Source organism: Streptomyces marokkonensis, from assembly GCF_008312835.1.
Lineage (GTDB): Bacteria > Actinomycetota > Actinomycetes > Streptomycetales > Streptomycetaceae > Streptomyces > Streptomyces marokkonensis_A.
This window is the reverse complement of sequence record NZ_VSKS01000001.1, coordinates 514647-533296: the sequence shown is the minus strand read 5'-3', so window position 1 is coordinate 533296 and position 18650 is coordinate 514647. Positions and strand designations below refer to the sequence as shown.

Annotated in this window: 22 protein-coding genes; 12 read left to right on the top strand and 10 right to left on the bottom strand. The window is 71.4% G+C overall.

The features are described from left to right. Window positions 1-34: 34 nt before the first annotated feature. A complete protein-coding gene (locus F1615_RS02355) occupies window positions 35-1243 on the top strand; it encodes a pyridoxal phosphate-dependent aminotransferase (protein WP_149547141.1) in 1209 nt (402 codons plus the stop codon). Window positions 1244-1253: 10 nt separating this feature from the next. Here the strand turns inward: F1615_RS02355 and F1615_RS02350 are convergent, their stop codons facing one another. Continuing rightward, window positions 1254-1709 carry an ATP-binding protein gene (locus tag F1615_RS02350; RefSeq protein ID WP_149547140.1) on the bottom strand — a complete coding sequence of 152 codons (456 nt, stop codon included), beginning with the start codon at window positions 1707-1709 and terminating at the stop codon, window positions 1254-1256. Between the two features lie 157 nt (window positions 1710-1866). Between F1615_RS02350 and F1615_RS02345 the strand changes: the two genes are divergently transcribed. The 6 genes from F1615_RS02345 (at window position 1867) to F1615_RS02320 (ending at window position 5887) form a co-directional block, all read left to right on the top strand. Then, the gene (locus F1615_RS02345) at window positions 1867-2694 is read left to right on the top strand and encodes a helix-turn-helix domain-containing protein (RefSeq protein WP_149547139.1); all 828 of its coding nucleotides are present in this window, start codon (window positions 1867-1869) and stop codon (window positions 2692-2694) included. Further along, on the top strand, window positions 2694-2900 hold the full coding sequence (locus tag F1615_RS02340) for a DUF397 domain-containing protein (protein WP_149547240.1): 207 nt from the start codon (window positions 2694-2696) through the stop codon (window positions 2898-2900). Before F1615_RS02345 ends, F1615_RS02340 begins: the two co-directional genes overlap by 1 nt. Next, window positions 2897-3526: a hypothetical protein gene (locus F1615_RS02335; protein WP_149547138.1), complete on the top strand. Its 630-nt coding sequence runs from the start codon at window positions 2897-2899 to the stop codon at window positions 3524-3526. Before F1615_RS02340 ends, F1615_RS02335 begins: the two co-directional genes overlap by 4 nt. Before the next feature lie 62 nt (window positions 3527-3588). Continuing rightward, complete coding sequence (locus F1615_RS02330) at window positions 3589-4011, top strand: acyl-CoA thioesterase (protein WP_149547137.1); 423 nt, start codon at window positions 3589-3591, stop codon at window positions 4009-4011. A 229-nt stretch (window positions 4012-4240) separates the two neighbouring features. Beyond that, window positions 4241-5125, top strand: coding sequence for a lysozyme (locus F1615_RS02325; protein ID WP_149547136.1), 885 nt, complete (start codon window positions 4241-4243; stop codon window positions 5123-5125). A gap of 102 nt (window positions 5126-5227) precedes the next feature. Then, entirely contained in the window at window positions 5228-5887 is a 660-nt protein-coding gene (locus F1615_RS02320; RefSeq protein WP_149547135.1) for a peptidoglycan recognition protein family protein, read from the top strand. Between the two features lie 31 nt (window positions 5888-5918). Here the strand turns inward: F1615_RS02320 and F1615_RS02315 are convergent, their stop codons facing one another. Continuing rightward, window positions 5919-6338 carry a MerR family transcriptional regulator gene (locus F1615_RS02315; RefSeq protein ID WP_208818228.1) on the bottom strand — a complete coding sequence of 140 codons (420 nt, stop codon included), beginning with the start codon at window positions 6336-6338 and terminating at the stop codon, window positions 5919-5921. A gap of 403 nt (window positions 6339-6741) precedes the next feature. Here F1615_RS02315 and F1615_RS02310 point away from each other — a divergent pair, with 403 nt between their 5' ends. Further along, window positions 6742-8247 (top strand): SulP family inorganic anion transporter, encoded by a 1506-nt coding sequence (locus F1615_RS02310; RefSeq protein WP_149547134.1) that lies wholly within the window; start codon window positions 6742-6744, stop codon window positions 8245-8247. A gap of 62 nt (window positions 8248-8309) precedes the next feature. Here F1615_RS02310 and F1615_RS02305 read toward each other — a convergent pair whose 3' ends face one another. From F1615_RS02305 to F1615_RS02275, 7 genes are all read right to left on the bottom strand, one after another. Continuing rightward, window positions 8310-9143: an alpha/beta fold hydrolase gene (locus tag F1615_RS02305; protein WP_149547133.1), complete on the bottom strand. Its 834-nt coding sequence runs from the start codon at window positions 9141-9143 to the stop codon at window positions 8310-8312. 247 nt (window positions 9144-9390) lie between these two features. Beyond that, on the bottom strand, window positions 9391-10770 hold the full coding sequence (locus F1615_RS02300; RefSeq protein WP_149547132.1) for an 8-oxoguanine deaminase: 1380 nt from the start codon (window positions 10768-10770) through the stop codon (window positions 9391-9393). 136 nt (window positions 10771-10906) lie between these two features. Continuing rightward, window positions 10907-11812, bottom strand: a complete 906-nt coding sequence (pucL, locus tag F1615_RS02295; RefSeq protein WP_149547131.1) for a factor-independent urate hydroxylase — start codon at window positions 11810-11812, stop codon at window positions 10907-10909. A gap of 6 nt (window positions 11813-11818) precedes the next feature. After that, window positions 11819-12226, bottom strand: a complete 408-nt coding sequence (uraH, locus tag F1615_RS02290) for a hydroxyisourate hydrolase (RefSeq protein WP_149547130.1) — start codon at window positions 12224-12226, stop codon at window positions 11819-11821. A gap of 5 nt (window positions 12227-12231) precedes the next feature. Then, a complete protein-coding gene (gene uraD, locus F1615_RS02285) occupies window positions 12232-12747 on the bottom strand; it encodes a 2-oxo-4-hydroxy-4-carboxy-5-ureidoimidazoline decarboxylase (protein WP_149547129.1) in 516 nt (171 codons plus the stop codon). Window positions 12748-12879: 132 nt separating this feature from the next. Further along, window positions 12880-13248, bottom strand: a complete 369-nt coding sequence (locus tag F1615_RS02280) for a helix-turn-helix domain-containing protein (RefSeq protein WP_149547128.1) — start codon at window positions 13246-13248, stop codon at window positions 12880-12882. Then, the gene (locus tag F1615_RS02275) at window positions 13245-13496 is read right to left on the bottom strand and encodes a hypothetical protein (RefSeq protein ID WP_149547127.1); all 252 of its coding nucleotides are present in this window, start codon (window positions 13494-13496) and stop codon (window positions 13245-13247) included. The genes F1615_RS02280 and F1615_RS02275 overlap by 4 nt, the downstream gene beginning before the upstream one ends. Window positions 13497-13686: 190 nt before the next feature. On the opposite strand from F1615_RS02275, the gene F1615_RS02270 reads away from it, so the two are divergent. The 4 genes from F1615_RS02270 to F1615_RS02255 all read left to right on the top strand — a co-directional run bounded on the left by F1615_RS02270 (window position 13687) and on the right by F1615_RS02255 (window position 16825). Next, window positions 13687-14517: a TIM barrel protein gene (locus F1615_RS02270; protein ID WP_149547126.1), complete on the top strand. Its 831-nt coding sequence runs from the start codon at window positions 13687-13689 to the stop codon at window positions 14515-14517. Window positions 14518-14544: 27 nt separating this feature from the next. Beyond that, window positions 14545-15435 (top strand): 2-hydroxy-3-oxopropionate reductase, encoded by an 891-nt coding sequence (locus tag F1615_RS02265; protein WP_149547125.1) that lies wholly within the window; start codon window positions 14545-14547, stop codon window positions 15433-15435. 310 nt (window positions 15436-15745) lie between these two features. Beyond that, entirely contained in the window at window positions 15746-15982 is a 237-nt protein-coding gene (locus F1615_RS02260; RefSeq protein ID WP_149547124.1) for a hypothetical protein, read from the top strand. A gap of 165 nt (window positions 15983-16147) precedes the next feature. Next, a complete protein-coding gene (locus F1615_RS02255) occupies window positions 16148-16825 on the top strand; it encodes a TIGR04222 domain-containing membrane protein (RefSeq protein ID WP_149547123.1) in 678 nt (225 codons plus the stop codon). Between the two features lie 27 nt (window positions 16826-16852). On the opposite strand, the gene gcl is transcribed toward F1615_RS02255, so the two are convergent. Beyond that, window positions 16853-18637 (bottom strand): glyoxylate carboligase, encoded by a 1785-nt coding sequence (gene gcl, locus F1615_RS02250; RefSeq protein ID WP_149547122.1) that lies wholly within the window; start codon window positions 18635-18637, stop codon window positions 16853-16855. Between the last annotated feature and the right edge of the window lie 13 nt (window positions 18638-18650).

Sequence of the window (18650 nt, the reverse complement as noted above, 5' to 3'; positions counted from 1 at the left end):
TAAAACCAAGCAACACCAGAATCCGGAGGGGCGCATGGAGTTCCGGCAGTCGAGCAAGCTCAGCGAGGTCTGTTACGAGATCCGCGGTCCGGTGATCGAGCACGCCAACGCGCTGGAGGAGGCGGGGCACAGCGTGCTGCGCCTGAACACCGGCAATCCGGCCCTGTTCGGGTTCGAGGCGCCGGAGGAGATCCTCCAGGACATGATCCGGATGCTCCCCCGGGCGCACGGCTACACCGACTCGCGCGGCATCCTCTCCGCCCGCCGCGCGGTCGCCCAGCGCTACCAGACCCTCGGCCTCGAGGTCGACGTGGACGACGTCTTCCTCGGCAACGGCGTGTCCGAGCTGGTGTCGATGGCCGTACAGGCGCTGCTGGAGGACGGCGACGAGATCCTGATCCCCGCCCCCGACTTCCCCCTGTGGACGGCGGTGACCAACCTCGCCGGAGGCAAGGCCGTGCACTACCTGTGCGACGAGCAGGCCGACTGGTACCCGGACCTGGACGACATGGCCGCGAAGATCACGGACCGCACGAAGGCCGTGGTCATCATCAACCCCAACAACCCCACGGGCGCGGTGTACCCGAAGGAGGTCGTCGAGGGCATCCTCGACCTCGCCCGCCGGCACGGACTGATGGTGTTCGCCGACGAGATCTACGACCAGATCCTCTACGACGGCGCCGTGCACCACTCGGCCGCCGCGCTCGCCCCCGACCTGGTCGTCCTCACCTTCTGCGGCCTGTCCAAGACCTACCGCGTGGCGGGCTTCCGCTCCGGCTGGCTGGTCGTCACCGGCCCGAAGCAGCACGCGAGGGACTACCTCGAGGGCCTGACCATGCTGGCGTCCATGCGGCTGTGCGCCAACGCGCCCGCGCAGTACGCCATCCAGGCCGCGCTGGGCGGCCGGCAGTCCATCCGCGAGCTGACCGCGCCGGGCGGACGCCTGCGCGAACAGCGGGACACGGCCTGGGAGAAGCTGAACGAGATCCCCGGCGTGAGCTGCGTGAAGCCGAAGGGGGCGCTGTACGCGTTCCCGCGCATCGATCCCAAGGTGCACCGCATCCACGACGACGAGAAGTTCGTCCTCGACCTGCTGCTCCGGGAGAAGATCCAGGTCGTCCAGGGAACCGGCTTCAACTGGCCCTCCCCCGACCACTTCCGCATCCTCACCCTCCCCCACGCGGACGTCCTGGAGACGGCGATCGGCCGGATCGGCCGGTTCCTCGGCGGGTACCGGCAGTAGGCGGGGCCGCTCACCCCAGGACGACCTCGCACCACACCGTCTTGGTGTACACGTCCCCCGCGGTCGTTCCCCAGTGGGACGCCAGCGCCTCGACGAGGAGGAGGCCGCGACCGGACTCCGTGTCGGGTCCGGCGGGGGTCAGCGTGCCGGGTGTCGGTGGGCGCCGCTCCGGCCGGGCGTCCGTGAGCTCGATGCGGAGCGTGGCGTCCTGCGGGTGGAGCGTCAGGCGGAGCCGGAAGTCGCGGCCGCGCACGTGCCCGTGCACCGCCGCGTTCGCGGCCAGTTCGCCCACCAGCAGGGACGCCGTGCGATTCGCCTCGCTGTCGTACGGCCAGCCCCATGAGGCGAGCTGCTCGGCCGACAGGTGCCGGGCGAGGCGTGCGCCCCGGGCGGTGGCCGAGAGCCGGATGGTGAAGTGACGTGCGGGGCCGGTGTGTTCGGCGGTCGGGGCAATGTCGACGTTCATGTCACTCAGCGTCGTCGGCGGACTCCGCCCTGAACAGCCACGACGCCGGTACGCACGGCCACGGTACGGGAGCTGTCCGGCTCTGTCCGGGCCGCGACGCGTGACCCCGCGCACCGGTGGCGGGTTGAGCACGGGCGGCACTGGGAGGTGTGGGGACGTGAGTGTGGAACCTTACGGCGCGGACGAGGAGTCGGCGGCCGTTCTGCGGACCGTCGGGCGGGTCATCAAGATGTGCAGGGAGCGGGAGGGCATGACCCAGGCCGGTCTCGGAACGGCCATCGGATACAGCGAGGAGCAGGTGTCGTCCGTGGAGCGCGGGCGCAGGGCCCCGATGGAGGAGTTCCTCGACGCGGCGGACCGCGTACTCGAAGCGGGCGGCCTGATCTCGGGCCTGAAAAAGGATGTGACCAACGCCCGGTTCCCGAAGAAGGTGCGGGACCACGCGAAGTTGGAGGCAGAGGCTTTCGAGCTGTGCGCCTACGCCAACTCCGTCGTGCACGGCCTGCTCCAGACCGAGGAGTACGCCAGAGCCCTCTACGGCATGCGGCGGCCTCCCTTCTCCGAAGATCAGGTGAGCGAGCTCGTCGAGGGACGCCTGGCACGCCAGAAGATCTTCAACGGGCAGCCCGCACCGGTCTTCAATTTCGTCCAGGAAGAGGTCACACTGCGCCGCCCGCTCGGGGGCAGAATGGTCATGCGCAAGCAGCTCGAACACCTGTTGGAGGTCGGTCGGCGGCGGAACGTGGAGATCCAGGTGATGCCCACCGACCGTGAGGATCACGCCGGTATCGACGGATCGTTCCAACTCCTGCGACTCAAGGAGGGAGTTACGGTGGCTCACAACGAAGTGCAGCTCACGAGTCGGCTGATCTCGCACGTCAAGGAGATCCAGATCTGCGAGGTCCGTTACGGCGTCATCCGGGCCCAGGCCCTCACCCCTCGTGAGTCGCTCGCCTTCATCGAGAAAGTGTTGGGAGAGACATGATGACCAGCCCCTCCACGGAGCACGGTTCCGCACTGGAGTGGTTCAGGAGCAGCTACAGCACCGCCGACGGCCCCGAGTGCGTAGAGGTCGCCGTCGCCCCCCGAACCATCCACGTCCGGGACTCCAAGCACATACACGGCCCCCGCCTGACCTTCGCCCCCGAGCAGTGGGCCGCGTTCCTCCCGTACGCCTCCGGACGCCGATGACCCGACCGCTCACCGCCGCGCAGCGCCGCATCGTCGACGCCGCCGATCCCGGCACCGGGCGGCTGACGGGTACGCCGGCACAGCTCGCCGCGCTGGTGAAGCGCGGGCTCGCCTTCCGGCATCCGAGACCGCCGCACGATCACTTCCTCACCCCGGCGGGTCACCGGACACGGGAGGCGGAGCCCGAACCCGGGCCGGTGGAGCGGCCGGCCGCGGCCGGCGGGTTCGCGGCGCGGGCGGGCGGCGAGGAATCACCTCCCGGAGACGGCGCCGCCCGGCTCCGGGAGGTGCGGAGCGCCTGGCAGGGCATGCTGGAGCTGCGCCGGATGACCAATCCCGACGGTGCGACGGACCGGCCCTGCGGATGGGAACGCTCGCACCTGGTGCGGGCCGCCGCGCTCGCCCTGGAGGCCGCCGGACACCGCCCGGCGGGTGCGGACCCGGAAGAGGGCGGCTACCGGGTACGGGAGACTCCGCAGCCGGAGGCGGTCGCCGTGTACGAGCCGGACGGCGAGGCGCTGCGGGCCTGCGCGGTCACTCTGGAGCGGGCCGGCTGGCAGGCCGGGGAGTACACGGAGCCGAGGACGCGGGCGCGCTATCTCCTGGCCTCCCCGCGCCGGGTCTGAGCGGCATGCCAAGATCGGTGGGTCGGGCAGCCAGCCGAACAGGCGTGAAAGGGACAGACGCAGTGAGCGAGCCGTTCTCCGTCCGGGTGACCGTGCGCGGATACGAGACCGACGTACAGGGCCACCTCAACCAGGCCGTGTACCTCAACTACGCGGAGCACGCGCGCTGGTCGCTGCTCCAGGCGGCGGGGATCACCCAGTCCCGCCTGATAGCGCAGGGCGTGGGACCGGTCGCCCTGGAGACCACCATCCGCTACAAGCGGGAACTGCTCGCCGGTGACGAGGCCGACGTGAGCTGCGCCTTCGTCTGGAGCGGCGGCAAGATCTTCACCATCGAGCAGACGATCACCAGGGCCGACGGCACGGTGGCGGCCGAGCTCACCGGCGTCGGCGGGCTGATGGACCTGAAGCAGCGCAAGCTCCTGCCGCGTCCGCAGGACGTCTTCCGGGACCTGGCGAAGGACCCCGGCCTGTTCGGACTGTAGCCGGGGTTTCACGCGCTGAAAGTTTCCGCCGCCGGGTTCCCAAGTTTCCAGGCCATCCGCTCCTACAGTGGACCAGACCACCAGAGAGGAACGAAGGCTCTTTACAGGCCTGGAATCTACGTGCGTAACTAATGACGCGCGCACGTCAAAAAGCACGGATCTGCCCAGGTGGCAGCGGCCGACGTCACCTCCTTCGCTCATCCCCACGTGTGTCAGGAGGCAGTCCCCCATGTTCTCTCTCCCCAGACCCTTCATCGGCCCCCGCAGACGGATCGCCACGGCGCTCGGCGTCCTCGGCGCCGCCCTCTCGCTGACGGCGACCGCCGCCGGCGGCGCGACCGCCGCACCCCAGCCCGACCGGGACCGCGTCAACGTCAAGCCCGGCGAGGCGTACATGGGTGTGGGCACCCGCATCCACGAGGGCGTTCCCGCCGGTGAGCCGTCGATGGGCGTCATGGCCCCGACCGACGGCGTCCAGGGCATCGACGTCTCGCACTGGCAGGGCGCCATCAACTGGACCTCGGTACGCAACTCCGGGATCCAGTTCGCCTGGATGAAGGCGACCGAGGGCACCACGTACAAGGACCCGAGCTTCAACACGAACTACCCCGCCGCCTACCGCGCCGGCGTGATCCGCGGGGCGTACCACTTCGCGCGTCCCAACGTCTCCAGCGGCGCCACCCAGGCGAACTACTTCGTCAACAACGGCGGCGGCTGGTCGCGCGACAACCTGACCCTGCCGGGCGTCCTGGACATCGAGCACAACCCGTACGGGGCGATGTGCTACGGCCTGTCCACCACGCAGATGCGCACCTGGATCAACGACTTCTACGCCACCTACAAGTCGCGCACCGGCCGTGACGTGGTCATCTACACGACGGCGGGCTGGTGGAACACCTGCACCGGCAACTGGACCGGCATGTACAGCAAGAGCCCGCTGTGGGTGGCGCACTGGACCACCGCGTCGTCCCCGACCATCCCCAGCGGATTCCCCACCTGGACGGTGTGGCAGTACACCAGCACCGGTTCGGTCAGCGGTGTCTCCGGCAACGTGGACCGCAACCAGTTCAACGGCTCCCGCGACCGGCTCCTGGCGCTCGCCAACAACACGTGACCGTGTAGTCCCCGGCACGTGAGCGATCACGCGGTGGAGCCGGCGGCCGTCGGTCGCCGGCTCCGCCCGCTCCCCCACCCCCTCCCTCCACGAGGAGTGATCGTGCATCCCGAGAACGCCCTCCGGCGCCGCCTCCTGCTCTCCGGCGCGGCCGGTCTGGCCGCCGCCGCGGCCCTGCCGGGCACCGCGCACGCGCGGGACGCCGAGGTCATCGAGCCGGACATCGACAGCACCGCGGACTGGGACGCCCGGTCCCCGCAGGGGAACATCAGCGTCCTGCAGTACCGGCCGAGCAGGATCGTCATCCACCACACGGTGAGCACCAACACCTCGGACTTCTCCCGCGCCCAGGCGCACGCCCACGCCCACTGGGTCCAGGACCTGCACCTGGACAAGAACGGCTGGGCCGACACCGGCTACCACTTCCTGGTCAGCCGGGGCGGCTGGATCACCGAGGGCCGGCACGGCAGCCTCCAGGCCCTCACCGGCGGGCGGACCTTCGTGCTCGGCTCCCACACCTCCGGGCAGAACAACCAGGCCATCGGCATCGCGTGCGAGGGCGCCTACCACGCGGGCGCGGTGCCGCCCGGCGCCCAGTGGGAGGTCCTGGTGACCCTGTGCGCGTACGTGTGCACGCGGTACGGCATCCCCTCCGCACAGCTCTACGGCCACAAGGACTACGGCGACACCCTCTGCCCGGGCGTGTACCACGACATGCTCCCCCGCCTGCGCCAGGAAGTGGCGGCGGCCCGGGCGTCCTAGCGGGTGTGCGGCGCGCGACGCCGGCCGGCGGTCAGGCCGAGGCGCCCTGCTCGCGGTGTGCGGCGTCCAGGCGGGTGCGGAGGGTGGCGGCGAAGTCTTCGGCGCGGACCAGCTGGACGCGCAGTTCCTCGATCTTGCGGCGGGCGTCCTGTTCGTAGGTCCGCACCCGCTCCAGGAGTGCCTCGCGCTCGGCGCCGTCGGCCGTCCCGGCACGGTCGAGGCGGTCGGTGGCGTCGAGGAGGTCCCGCATCTGCTCCAGGGTGAAGCCCAGCGGCTTCATGCGGCGGATGACCATGAGCCGCTGCACATCGGACTCCGTGTAGAGGCGGAATCCGCCCTGGGAGCGGGCGGAGGGGATGACCAGGCCGGTCTCCTCATAGTGCCGGATGGTGCGCAGGGACAGCTCCGTCCGCGCGGCGACCTCGCCGATCTGCATGTGCTTGCCGTCCACGCCGTCCCCGGCCCTTCTCCTCGTGGCGGGCCGCGTCCCGTGCGACCCTGCCGGCCCCTACTCTAACGTTAGGGTAGAGTTATCGGTGGTGAGGGCGGCCCGGCTGCCCCGCTGCTGCCGTTCCGGGGCCGATGTCGCCCCCGGCGAGGATCCGATGTCTGCGGGAGAGAGCGTGCGCGAGCCCATGACGCCCATCGCCGCCGCCTGCCCGCCGTGACCCTTCGCACCCGGATGTGAGCCGCCCGGCCGCCCGTGCGCGCCGCCCCGCCTCGCGTCCCCCCTCTCGACTTCCGGCCCGCTCCGTGGGCCGCCCGCGTGGTGCCGGCCCGGCCCTCGCTCGTCCTTCCCGCACGCCCCCGGCCTGACGTAGGGGTGTGCCCGAGCACGACAGGTACGCATCCTCTTGTCTTCTGCTGCAGTGACTCCCGCCGTGCGGCTGCGCGGTCTCAAGCCGGACTGGCTGAACAACCCGAAGGTCTGGCGCACGGAGGTTCTGGCCGGCCTGGTCGTCGCCCTCGCGCTGATTCCCGAGGCGATCTCGTTCTCGATCATCGCCGGTGTCGACCCCGCGATCGGCCTGTTCGCCTCGTTCACCATGGCCGTGGTCATCTCGGTCGTCGGCGGCCGACGGGCGATGATCTCCGCCGCCACCGGCGCCGTCGCCCTCGTGATCGCCCCGCTGAACCAGGAGTACGGCCTGGGATACCTGGTCGCCGCCGTCATCCTCGCCGGTGTCATGCAGGTCGTGCTCGGCGCACTCGGGGTGGCGAAGCTGATGCGCTTCGTGCCGCGCTCGGTGATGGTCGGCTTCGTCAACGCCCTGGCGATCCTGATCTTCATGGCCCAGGTGCCCGAGATGCACGACGTGCCGTGGCCGGTGTACCCGCTGATCATCGGCGGTCTCGCGCTGATGGTGTTCTTCCCGAGGGTAACCACCGTCATCCCGGCCCCGCTCGTGTCGATCGTCATCCTCACCGTCATCACGGTCGCGGCCGGCATCGCGGTGCCGACCGTGGGCGACAAGGGGGCCCTGCCGTCCTCCCTGCCGGTACCCGGCCTGCCGGACGTGCCGTTCACCCTGGACACCCTGACGACGATCGCCCCGTACGCGTTCGCGATGGCGCTGGTCGGCCTGATGGAGTCCCTGATGACCGCCAAGCTGGTCGACGACATCACCGACACCCACTCCTCCAAGACCCGCGAGTCCATCGGCCAGGGCGTCGCCAACATCGTCACCGGGTTCTTCGGCGGCATGGGCGGCTGCGCCATGATCGGCCAGACGATGATCAACGTGAAGGTGTCCGGCGCCCGGACCCGCCTGTCCACCTTCCTCGCCGGCTCCTTCCTCATGGTGCTGTGCATCGTGTTCGGCCCGGTCGTCTCCGACATCCCCATGGCCGCCCTGGTCGCCGTCATGGTCATGGTCTCCTTCGCGACCTTCGACTGGCACTCCGTCGCACCCGTGACCCTCAAGCGGATGCCCGCCGGTGAGATCGCCGTCATGGCCGTCACCGTGACCGCGGTGGTCACCACCCACAACCTCGCCATCGGCGTCGTCATCGGCACGGTCACCGCCATGGTCGTCTTCGCCAAGCGGGTCGCCCACCTCGCCCACGTCACCGCCGTCACCGACCCCGACGGCAGCACGGTCGTCTACCGGGTCACCGGCGAGCTGTTCTTCGCCTCCTCCAACGACCTCGTCGGCCAGTTCGACTACGCCGGCGACCCGGCAAGGGTCGTCATCGACCTCTCCGCCGCCCACATCTGGGACGCCTCATCCGTCGCCGCCCTCGACGCGATCGAGACGAAGTACGAGCAGCGCGGCAAGACGGTGGAGATCACCGGCCTGAACAACCCCAGCGCCGACCTCCACGGCAAGCTCACCGGCGAACTCGCCGGCAGCCACTGACCCCGCGCCGCACGGACACAGCGGAGGACCCCGGCCCAACAGGCCGGGGTCCTCCCGTTCCGTCAGCTGCCCTGGAGGACGGTCCGCAAGCGGTCGGCGAAGGCCTCCGGGGAGTCGACGAAGCCGGTGTGGTCACCGGGGAACGCCGTCGGTTCCGTGTCCAGTGCCTGCGCGAGTGCGCGGGAGGTGCGGTCACACAGCTGACCGGCGGAGTCCTCACCGATGCCGACCACGATGCGGCACGGCGCGGAGCGCAACCGGGTGATGTCGGGCGACCAGTACGTGGTGGCACGCAACTCGTGCGCGAACCAGCGACGTTCGTCCGCCACCTGCCGTGCGTCGCGGTCCCCGCCGAACATCTGCTCCACCACTGGCTCCGGGACGGCGATGCCCGCCTGGGCGAAGAACCGCGTCCACGCCCCGATCACGTCGCCACTGAGATAGGCGGCGACCATCTGCTCGGTTCCGGCGCGCAGCGGCGCATGGTCCTCCAGCAGTCCGATCAGGGGAGGCTCGTGGGCAACGACCGTGCGCACCTGCTCGGGGTGCTGCTGGGTGAGCGCCAGGGCACTGACCGCTCCGCCGCTGGAGCCCACCACCACCGCCGGACCCGCGTCGATGTGGGTGATCAGCCGGGACAGATCCGCGGCCCGCAGCTGCGGCGTCGAGTCCTGCTCCGGGTCGTCGAGCCGGCTCCGGTTGATGCCACGCGGATCGGTGGTGAGCACCGTGTGATCCGCGGCGAGCAGGTCTGCCAGCGGAGCGAAGGCACCCGCGTCCATGGGCGCGCCGACCAGCACGAGGAGCGGGCCCTTCCCGCGCACCTCATAGTGCAGGCGGGCACCGAGGACCTCCAGGCTGCGGGCGGGGGCGGGGCCAGGCGTGTGGGTGAGCATGCGTCCTCCGGGAGGCGTCGTCGGCTGTCGACAGCTCATGACTTCGCGGCGTACGCGAACTCATCGGTCCTGGAGAAAGCAGCCGGTGAGGCGCCCTCCGCAGTCAGCCCAGCCGGCTCCCGCACGGGACCGGCTCCGGGGCGCGCGTCCACGCGTGCCCCGGAGACGGTCGCCGCGGGCCCCGGGAAACGGGGTCCGCGGTCTCCGGCCGGGAGCCGTCCCTCCCGGCCGGAGACATCGGTGGGGCTCAGCCCCGCGCGGCGATCCGGGCCAGCCGCCGCGCCTCGGCGCGGGTGGAGCGGGCGATCGCGTCCTCGTCCGCGGTGAGCAGCCGGCCGTCCTCGACGATCTGCCGGCCGTTCACGAACGACGCGGTGACCGGGGCCGCCGCACCGAGGACGAGCGCGGCCACCGGGTCGGCGATGGAGGCGTGGGCGAGGGTGTCCATCCGCCACAGCACCACGTCGGCGAGCTTGCCCGGCTCCAGGGAGCCGATCTCGCCGGCCCGGCCGAGGACCCGGGCACCGCCGTGGGTGCCGAGGCGCAGCGCCTGCCGGGCGTTCAGGGCGGCCTCGCGGTGGGCGCCGAGGCGGTTGACGAGCAGGGCGTTGCGCAGTTCGGTGTGCAGTTCGCCGGACTCGTTGGAGGCGGTGCCGTCCACGCCGAGGCCGACCGGGACGCCGGCCGCGAGCATGTCGGGGACGCGGGCGATACCGGCCGCGAGCCGGGCGTTGGAGGACGGGCAGTGGGCGACGCCGGTCCCCGTACGGGCGAAGGCGGCGATGTCGGAGTCGTTCATGTGGACGCAGTGCGCCATCCACACGTCCTCGCCGAGCCAGCCGGTGGACTCGAAGTAGTCGGTCGGGCCCATGCCGAACAGTTCGTGGCAGAACTTCTCCTCCTCCACGGTCTCCGAACCGTGGGTGTGCAGGCGCACACCGAGCCGGCGGGCCGACTCTGCTCCCTGCCGCAGGAGTTCGGTGGAGACGGAGAAGGGCGAGCAGGGAGCGACGGCGATCTGCGTCATGGCGTCGAAGGAGGCGTCGTGGTAGCGGCGCACCGTCTCCTCGGTGGCGGCGAGCGCGTCGTCGAGGGTCTCCACGGCGAAGTCCGGGGGCAGTCCGCCGTCCTTCTCGCTGCGGTCCATGGAGCCGCGGGCGAGGGTGAAGCGGACGCCCATGTCCTGGGCGGCGCTGATGATGGCGCCGGACAGGTCGCCGGAGTCCCGCGGGAAGACGTAGTGGTGGTCCATGGCGGTGGTGACGCCGCCGCGGGCCATCATCGCCAGCGAGCCCTGGGCCGCCGCCCGCACCATCGGCTCGTCGATGCGGGCCCAGGTCGGGTAGAGGGCGACGAGCCAGTCGAACAGGTTGTGGTCGGTGGCCAGGCCCCGGGTGATCCACTGGTAGAAGTGGTGGTGGGTGTTGACCAGGCCGGGAGTCGCCAGATGCCCGCTCGCGTCGATCCGGCGTACGACGTTCTCCAGGCCTTCGGGGGCCGTGCCCGCGCCGAGCGACTCGATGCGGTTGCCGGCGAGGACGAGGTACCCGGAGGCGTACTCGGTGTCCTTCGCGTCGACGGTCGCGATCGCGCAGTTCTCGATGACGATGCGCCGGTCTGCTGCCATGGTGCGTCCTTTTCGCGTACGGGGAGAGGGCACGGCAGGACCCAGGGGGTTCGAGTGCCGTGGCCGGGACGGGGGCCCGTGCGGTTCGCGTGTCCTCCCCGCGTTCCCCGGCCACGGGTGCCGAAATGTGGTGCGGTCAGAGGTTGGTGAGGTCCACCGGTATCCGCGCCTCGCAGCCGTCCCGCAGCACGGTGCCCTCGATCAGGCCGTAGGGGCGGTCGGCGGCGAAGTACACCGCTCCGTCGGCGCTGTCGTTCTTCAGCCCGAACGGCTCCAGGTCCACCAGGAAGTGGTGGCTGTTGGGGAGGGAGAAGCGGATCTCGTCTATCTCGCCGCGGTGTTCGATGACCCGCGCGCCCATCTGGTACAGCGTCTGCTGCAGCGAGAGGGAGTAGGTCTCGGCGAAGGCCTGGAGCATGTGCCTTCTGACCTGCTCGTAGGAGGTGTCCCAGTCGGGCATCGGCTGCTCGTCGCCGGTCCAGTTGAACCGCCAGCGGCCGGAGACCGAGGTGGCGAGGATACGGTCGTAGGCCTCCTTGAGCGTCGTGTACGTGTCCTTGAGGTAGCCCCAGAACTCGGAGTCGGTGGAGTTCAGCACCGTGAGGTCCTTCAGGCCCGAGACGACCTCCCAGGTGTCACCGTCGTAGGTGATCTGTGCCAGCCGGGTCTCCTGGCCCTTGCGGACGAAGGAGTGCTCGGCCTCGCCGGAGACCTCGATGCGCTCCCAGGCGTACTCCTCGATGCGGACGCGCGCCCGGCGGATGGGCTCCTGCGAGGTGACGAAGTGCCGGGCGAGGTGGATGCCGAACTGTTCGGCCGATTCGATGCCGTGCTCCTTGGCGAAGGCGAACACGGTGTTCTTGGTGGTGTCGGTCGGCAGGACGTTCGCGTTCGATCCGGAGTAGTGGACCTCCTCCATGTCGCCGGACAGGGCGACGGAGACGTTCAGGTCCTTGATGTGGTGGGTGGCGCCGTCCCGCGTGATCTTTACGACTCGGTTCTCGGCCTTGCCGTACTGGTTCTGTCCCAGGATCGTGGGCATGGTGTGCTAGCTCCCTCGGTAAACGGAGTAGCCGAACGGGTTGAGCAGCAGCGGCACGTGGTAGTGCTCGCCCGGTACGACGGCGAAGGTGATCGCCACCTCGGGGAAGAACACTCCGGCGCCGCCGTCCCGGTTCGCGGGGGCGTCCTGCTGCGCATCGGCTTGCCTCTTCGCGTCTTTCTCCTCGAAGTACGGCTCCACGGCGAAGTCGAGCCGTACGTGGGTGGTTCCCTCCGGCAGGGCCGGCAGGTCCTTGCACCGCCCGTCCGCGTCGGTCGCGCCGCCGCCGAGCGCCTGCCAGTCGGCCCGGCGGCCGGGGCGGGCGGAGAGGTGGACGGCGACGCCCTCGGCGGGGCGGCCGGCGCTGGTGTCCAGGATGTGCGTGGACACGGAGGCGGTGGTGTCGGTGCTCATGTGCGTCAGTCCCCTTCGACGTCGGCGAGACGGGCCAGCCGGATGCGGTTGATCTTCCCCAGTTCGGTGCGGACGATCTCGCGCTCCCGCTCCGGCGCGTTGCCGAGGCGTTCCCTGACGGCGTCGCGCATCTGCTCGCCGGTCCGGCCGGTGGCGCAGATGAGGAACACGTGGCCGAACTTCTCCTGGTAGGCCAGGTTCAGTTCGAGCATCTCGGCCTTGAGCGCGTCCGGGGCGCCGGTCATCCCGCTCTGCTCCCGCGCGGAGGCCGGGTCGCCGGGCCTGGGGCGGCCGATCGGCGGGTGCCCCGCCATCGCCTCGTCCAGGTCCGTCGCGGTCAGCTCCGCCGTGGCGGCGTCACTGGCGGCGTACAGGGCGTCGGCGGTGGCGTAGGGGCGGCCGGCGAGCAGGCGCCGGGCCCAGGTGGTGGAGGCGCAGGCCTCGTGGAGTGCGGCGAGCGCCGCGTGCTCGTCCAGGGCGTTGAAACGGGCCAGGCCCGGGGGCGTGGGTGTCGACGTCACGGGAGCCTCCGTGGCCGCGAACGGCCTAGTGCTGCGAACGGGCGTGCCGACAGTGAACGCCGCCACGGACCCTACGTCAACAGTTTGTTGAAAATTTGGGCGACCGAAGGGGAGCACCCGTCACGCGGAGCGTCAGGCGCCCTTATCGCGGTTCAGGTAGTTGTAGACGGTGAAGCGGCTGACCCCGAGCGCGCTCGCCACGGTCTCCACCCCGTGCCGCACGGCGAAGGCGCCGCGCGCCTCCAGACCGCGTACGATCTCTTGCTTCGCCCTGCGGTCCAGGTCCGCGAGCGGCATGCCCTTCCGGCGCTCCAGGGCCGCGAGGATGTGGTCGAGGGAGTCGGCGAGCTGCGGCAGGCGTACGGCGACGGCGGCCGCGCCCTCCCAGGAGAGCACGACGTCGTCGGCCCCCGCCTCGTCCGGCGGGACCATCTCGCCGCCCATGGCGTCGACCAGCGGCTTCACCGCCGCGATGAAGGCGTCCTCGCCGGCACCGGTCACCGGTCGCCCCCCTCGACCACGTTGATCTGGAGCGAGACACGGGTGGCGCCGGCCGTCAGGGTGCGGCGCAGCAGCGCGTCCACGGCGGCGAGCACCGCTTCGGCGCCGCCCTCGGCGGTGTTGCCGAACGGGCCGACGTCCACCGCGTCGAGCTCGGCCGCCTCGACGACCTCCCGCGCGACCACGGCGTGCGCGGGCGCCTCGTCGAGGTCGAAGGGCTCGGTCGTGAACTCCACTCTCAATCGCACGAGGCCCAACCTAGCCGCTGCGGGACGGCGGCGGGAGCCACGTCCGCCGCCGGTCGCGGCCCCCGCCCGGGACGGTGCCCGCGCCGGGGTTCGGCCCGCTTCCTCTTGACAGCCGCCACCCGCCCTGGGCAACCTTCCAACAGACAGAAAATAACTTCCACTATACGGAATTAGAGGGAGGAGTGTGCCGATGGGATTCGCGGAGCAGCGCTTCAGCGTCAACCTGTCGATCCTCTTCACGGAACTCCCGCTCCTCGAGCGCCCCGCGGCCGCCGCCTCGGCCGGCTTCACCGCGGTCGAGCTGTGGTGGCCCTGGCCGGGCTCCCCCACCCCCCGGCGGTCCGAGCTGGACGCGCTGCGGAGAGCGGTCCAGGACGCGGGCGTACGGCTCACGGGCCTGAACCTCTACGCCGGGCGGCTGCCCGGCCCCGACCGCGGCGCCCTGTCCGTCCCCGGCGAGGAGTCGGAGCGGTTCCGCGCCAACGTCGACGTGGCCGCCGGTTTCGCCGAGTCCCTCGGCTGTACGGCCCTGAACGCGCTGTACGGCAACCGGGTCGACGGCGTGGACCCGGCCGAGCAGGACGCGCTCGCGCTGGAGAACCTGTCCCTCGCGGCCCGGGCCGCCGGCCGGATCGGCGCGGTCCTGCTGATCGAGGCGCTGAACGCGCCCGAGTCGCCGCTGTACCCGCTGGTGTCGGCGCCGGCCGCGGTGGACGTCGTCGACCGGGTCAACGCGGCCACGGGACGGGACAACGCCCGGTTCCTGATGGACCTGTACCACCTGGCGATGAACGGCGAGGACCTGCCGTCGGTGATCGACCGCTACGCCGGGCGGACCGGCCACGTGCAGATCGCCGACAGCCCCGGGCGCGGCGCCCCGGGCACCGGCTCGCTCCCGCTGGAGGACCTGCTGGACCGGCTGCGCGAGGCCGGCTACGACGGCCGGGTCGGCCTGGAGTACAAGCCCGGCGACCGGCCGAGCGACCGGGCCTTCGACTGGCTGCCCCGCGAGGCCCGCTGACCACCCTTCCTTCACCGAGAGGCACCCATGAGCACTCTTCCCAAGGTTTCCTGGATCGGGCTCGGCATCATGGGCTCCCCCATGTCCGAGAATCTGATCAAGGCGGGCTACGACGTCACCGGCTACACCCTCGAGCGGGAGAAGCTGGACCGGCTGGCCGCCGCCGGCGGCACCCCGGCCTCCTCGGTCGCCGAAGCGGTCCGGGACGCGGACGTGATCGTCACGATGGTTCCCGCATCCCCGCAGGTCGAGGCCATCGCGTACGGCCCCGACGGCATCCTGGAGAACGCGCGGACCGGCGCGCTGCTGATCGACATGTCCTCGATCACCCCGCAGACCTCGGTCGACCTGGCGGCCGCCGCGAAGGACAAGGGCATCCGGGTGCTGGACGCCCCGGTGTCCGGCGGTGAGGCGGGCGCCGTCGAGGCGGTGCTGTCCGTCATGGCCGGCGGCGAGCAGGCCGACTTCGACGAGGCGAAGCCGCTCTTGGAGGTGCTGGGGAAGACGATCGTGCTGTGCGGCCCGCACGGCTCCGGACAGACCGTCAAGGCGGCCAACCAGCTGATCGTCGCCGTGAACATCCAGGCGTGCGCCGAGGCCGTGGTCTTCCTGGAGAAGTCCGGCGTGGACCTGACGGCGGCGCTCGACGTCCTGAACGGCGGACTGGCCGGCTCGACCGTGCTGACCCGCAAGAAGGACAACTTCCTGAACCGTGACTTCGAGCCGGGCTTCCGGATCGATCTGCACCACAAGGACATGGGCATCGTCCTCGACGCCGCCCGCACCGTCGGGGCGGCCCTGCCCGCCGGCGCCGTGGTGGCCCAGCTCGTGGCGGCCCTGCGCGCCCAGGGCGACGGCGGCCTCGACCACTCCGCGCTGCTGCGCGCGGTCGAGCGGCTGTCCGGCGCGCGGATCTGACGCCCTCCGGATCTCCGGGCGGCGCCGCCGTCGACACCTGTTCTGTCGCGCCCAAGGCGGCTGCGCCGCCCGGATCCCACCCTGCCCATCCGTTCGACAAGGGCACCGCGGCGGTGTGCGAGCCAGTGCGGTGGTGAAGGCCGCGGGACTCCTCCTTCGACCTGGGGGAGGGGCCCGGGAGCCGTCGCCGCCGCCGCGGTCCCCGGCGCCTGCTCCTCCTCCGGGGCGCCCGGACGCGGAAGGTCCCGCGTCCGGGCGCCCCGCGGCGTGCGGGGGTGCGGATCCGTCCGGCGCGCAGCAGCCTGGGGGCATGGCACATCCAACGGAGCATCCGCACATCGTGGTGCACTCCCCGGCCCTGGACGGGTCCCGGCGGGTCACCTCGGGCGACGAGACGCTGGGCATCGCCACGCACGTCGACGACGTGGGCGAGATCCTGCGGCTGGCCGACCTGTACGTCACCGACGTCGAGGAGACCGACCTCATCGAGTGGGAGGGCGGCGGCCCCGACGACTGGCCGGGACTGTCGGAGCACCACGAGCCGTGAGCGCCGGTACGGCATCGGCCGTAGCCCGGCTACGGAACCCTCAAATGAAGCTCTGAAGGCGGCCCCGGGGGGCTTCGGCCGGCCCCGGGCGTGGGCACACTGCCGGCACACGGGGCCCGCCGGCACGGGGGCGGCGGGCCCCGGCCCGGGGAGGGGTGCCATGCCATGAGCGGCAGCACGGGCGTCCGGGGGACGCCGCACGAGATCGCCCTGCTGGCCGACGGCCCGCGCGCCGCGGTCGTCGTCGCCGTCGTCGCCCTGCATCTGCGGGGGGCCGTCGAGGCGGGCGCGCCCGGCACGATCCGGGCGGTCGACGGGGAGGCGGGGCGCGCCCTGCCCCCGCTGCCGCCGCCCGGGCCGTTCCTGGAGCAAGGGGAGCCCGTCCCGGCGGGCATGCGGGCGCTGTACCTGGAGAGCGCGGTGTACCACTGCCTGGAGGAACCCTCCGGCCTACGGGAGCTGCTGCGGCACCCGGACGTCCGCTGGGCGGTGGCCGGGGTACGGGTCGGGCTCGCGGAGGCGGGGATGCTGCGGTACCCGGTGCTGCTCGGGCCGACCACGGCGGCCCGCCGGCGGTTGAGGGTGCTGCGCACGGCGTTTCCGCTGCCGGCGAGCCGGCGCGGCCTGCCGGACGACGACAAGCTCCTCGCCGTCGCCCTGCACGGCGAGGCCGCCCTGCGGGTCCTCGTACCGCGCTTCGCCCTCCGGGCGGGGCTGACCGAGCGGGTGAGCCTGAGGGACAAGCGCCTGCTCCGCCACTCGCCGCGCGGCAGCACCTACGGCGGCAGCGGCGGTCATCTCTACTGCGGGGGCGGTGGCGGAGGCGGGGGCGGCTCGGACTGAGCCCTCCCCCGCGGGGGGCGTGGGCGGTCAGGTGGCCAGGGGGATCACCGACGTCGGGGCGTGTCCCGGCTCCGTCGCGAGGTCCTCGAACTCGACGACGGCGCCGATGTCGTTGGTCGTCGACATGGAGATGTCGGTGACGCGTTCCAGGATCGCCTCGACGACGACCGGCACCCGGAACTCGGCCGCCAGCTTCTTGGCCTGCTCCAGCGCGGTGCCCAGTTCGTTCGGGTCGGTGACCCGGATCGCCCTGCAGCCCAGGCCCTCGGCGACCTTGACGTGGTCGACGCCGTAGACGCCCAGCTCCGGGGTGTTGATGTTCTCGAACTCCAGCTTGACCTGGAAGTCGATGTCGAACGCCCGCTGCGCCTGCCGGATCAGCCCCAGGTAGGCGTTGTTGACCAGGACATGGACGTACGGGATCCGGTGCTGCGCCCCGACCGCCAGTTCCTCGATCATGAACTGGAAGTCGTAGTCGCCTGACAGGGCGACGACCTGCGCCTGCGGGTCGGCCTTCGCCACCCCGAGCGCGGCGGGGACGGTCCAGCCGAGCGGTCCCGCCTGGCCGCAGTTGATCCAGTGCCGCGGCCGGTACACGTGCAGCATCTGCGCGCCCGCGATCTGGGACAGGCCGATGGTGGAGACGTACCGCGTCCCGGGTCCGAAGGCCCTGTTCATCTCTTCGTAGACGCGCTGCGGCTTGATGGGGACGTCGTCGAAGTGCGTACGGCGCTGGAGCGTGGCGCGCCTGTGCCGCGCGGCGGCCGCCCAGGCGGAGCGGTCGGGCAGCCCGCCCCCGGCCTTCAGTTCCCCGGCCGCCTCGACGAACAGCTCCAGCGCGGCACGCGCGTCGGAGGCGATGCCGTAGTCCGGGGCGAAGATCCTGCCGATCTGCGTGGGTTCGATGTCGACGTGGACGAAGGTGCGGCCGGCCGTGTAGACGTCGAGCCTCCCGGTGTGGCGGTTGGCCCACCGGTTGCCGATGCCGAGGACGAAGTCGGACTCCAGGAACGTCGCGTTGCCGTAGCGGTGCGAGGTCTGCAACCCGACCATGCCGGCGTTGAGTTCGTGGTCGTCGGGGATGACACCCCAGCCCATCAGGGTCGGCACGACCGGCGTGCCGGTCAACTCCGCGAAACGGACGAGCTGTTCGGCCGCGTCGGCGTTGACGACCCCGCCGCCGGCGACGATCAGCGGGCGTTCGGCGGCGTTGAGCATGCCGAGCGCCTTCTCGATCTGGGCGCGGGAGGCGGCGGGCTTGTAGACCGGGAGCGGCTCGTAGGTGTCCGGGTCGAACTCGATCTCCGTCATCTGCACGTCGATCGGCAGGTCGACCAGGACCGGTCCGGGCCGGCCCGAGCGCATGAGGTGGAAGGCCTGCTGGAAGACACCGGGGACCTGTGCGGCCTCCAGGACGGTCACCGCCATCTTGGTGACCGGCCGTGCGATGGAGGCGATGTCGACCGCCTGGAAGTCCTCCTTGTGGATCACGGCGGTGGGCGCCTGGCCGGTGATGCACAGGATCGGGATCGAGTCGCCGGTCGCGGAGTAGAGGCCGGTGATCATGTCGGTGCCGGCCGGACCGGAGGTGCCGACGCAGACGCCGATGTTGCCGGGGCGGGTGCGGGTGTAGCCCTCGGCCATGTGTGAGGCGCCCTCGACATGACGGGCGAGGGTGTGGGTGATGCCGCCGGACGCCTTGAGGGCCGCGTAGAAGGGGTTGATCGCCGCGCCGGGGACACCGAACGCGTCCGTGACGCCCTCGCGCTTGAGGATCTCAACTGCCGCGCGGGCAGCGGTCATTCGAGCCATCGAGTACTCCTGC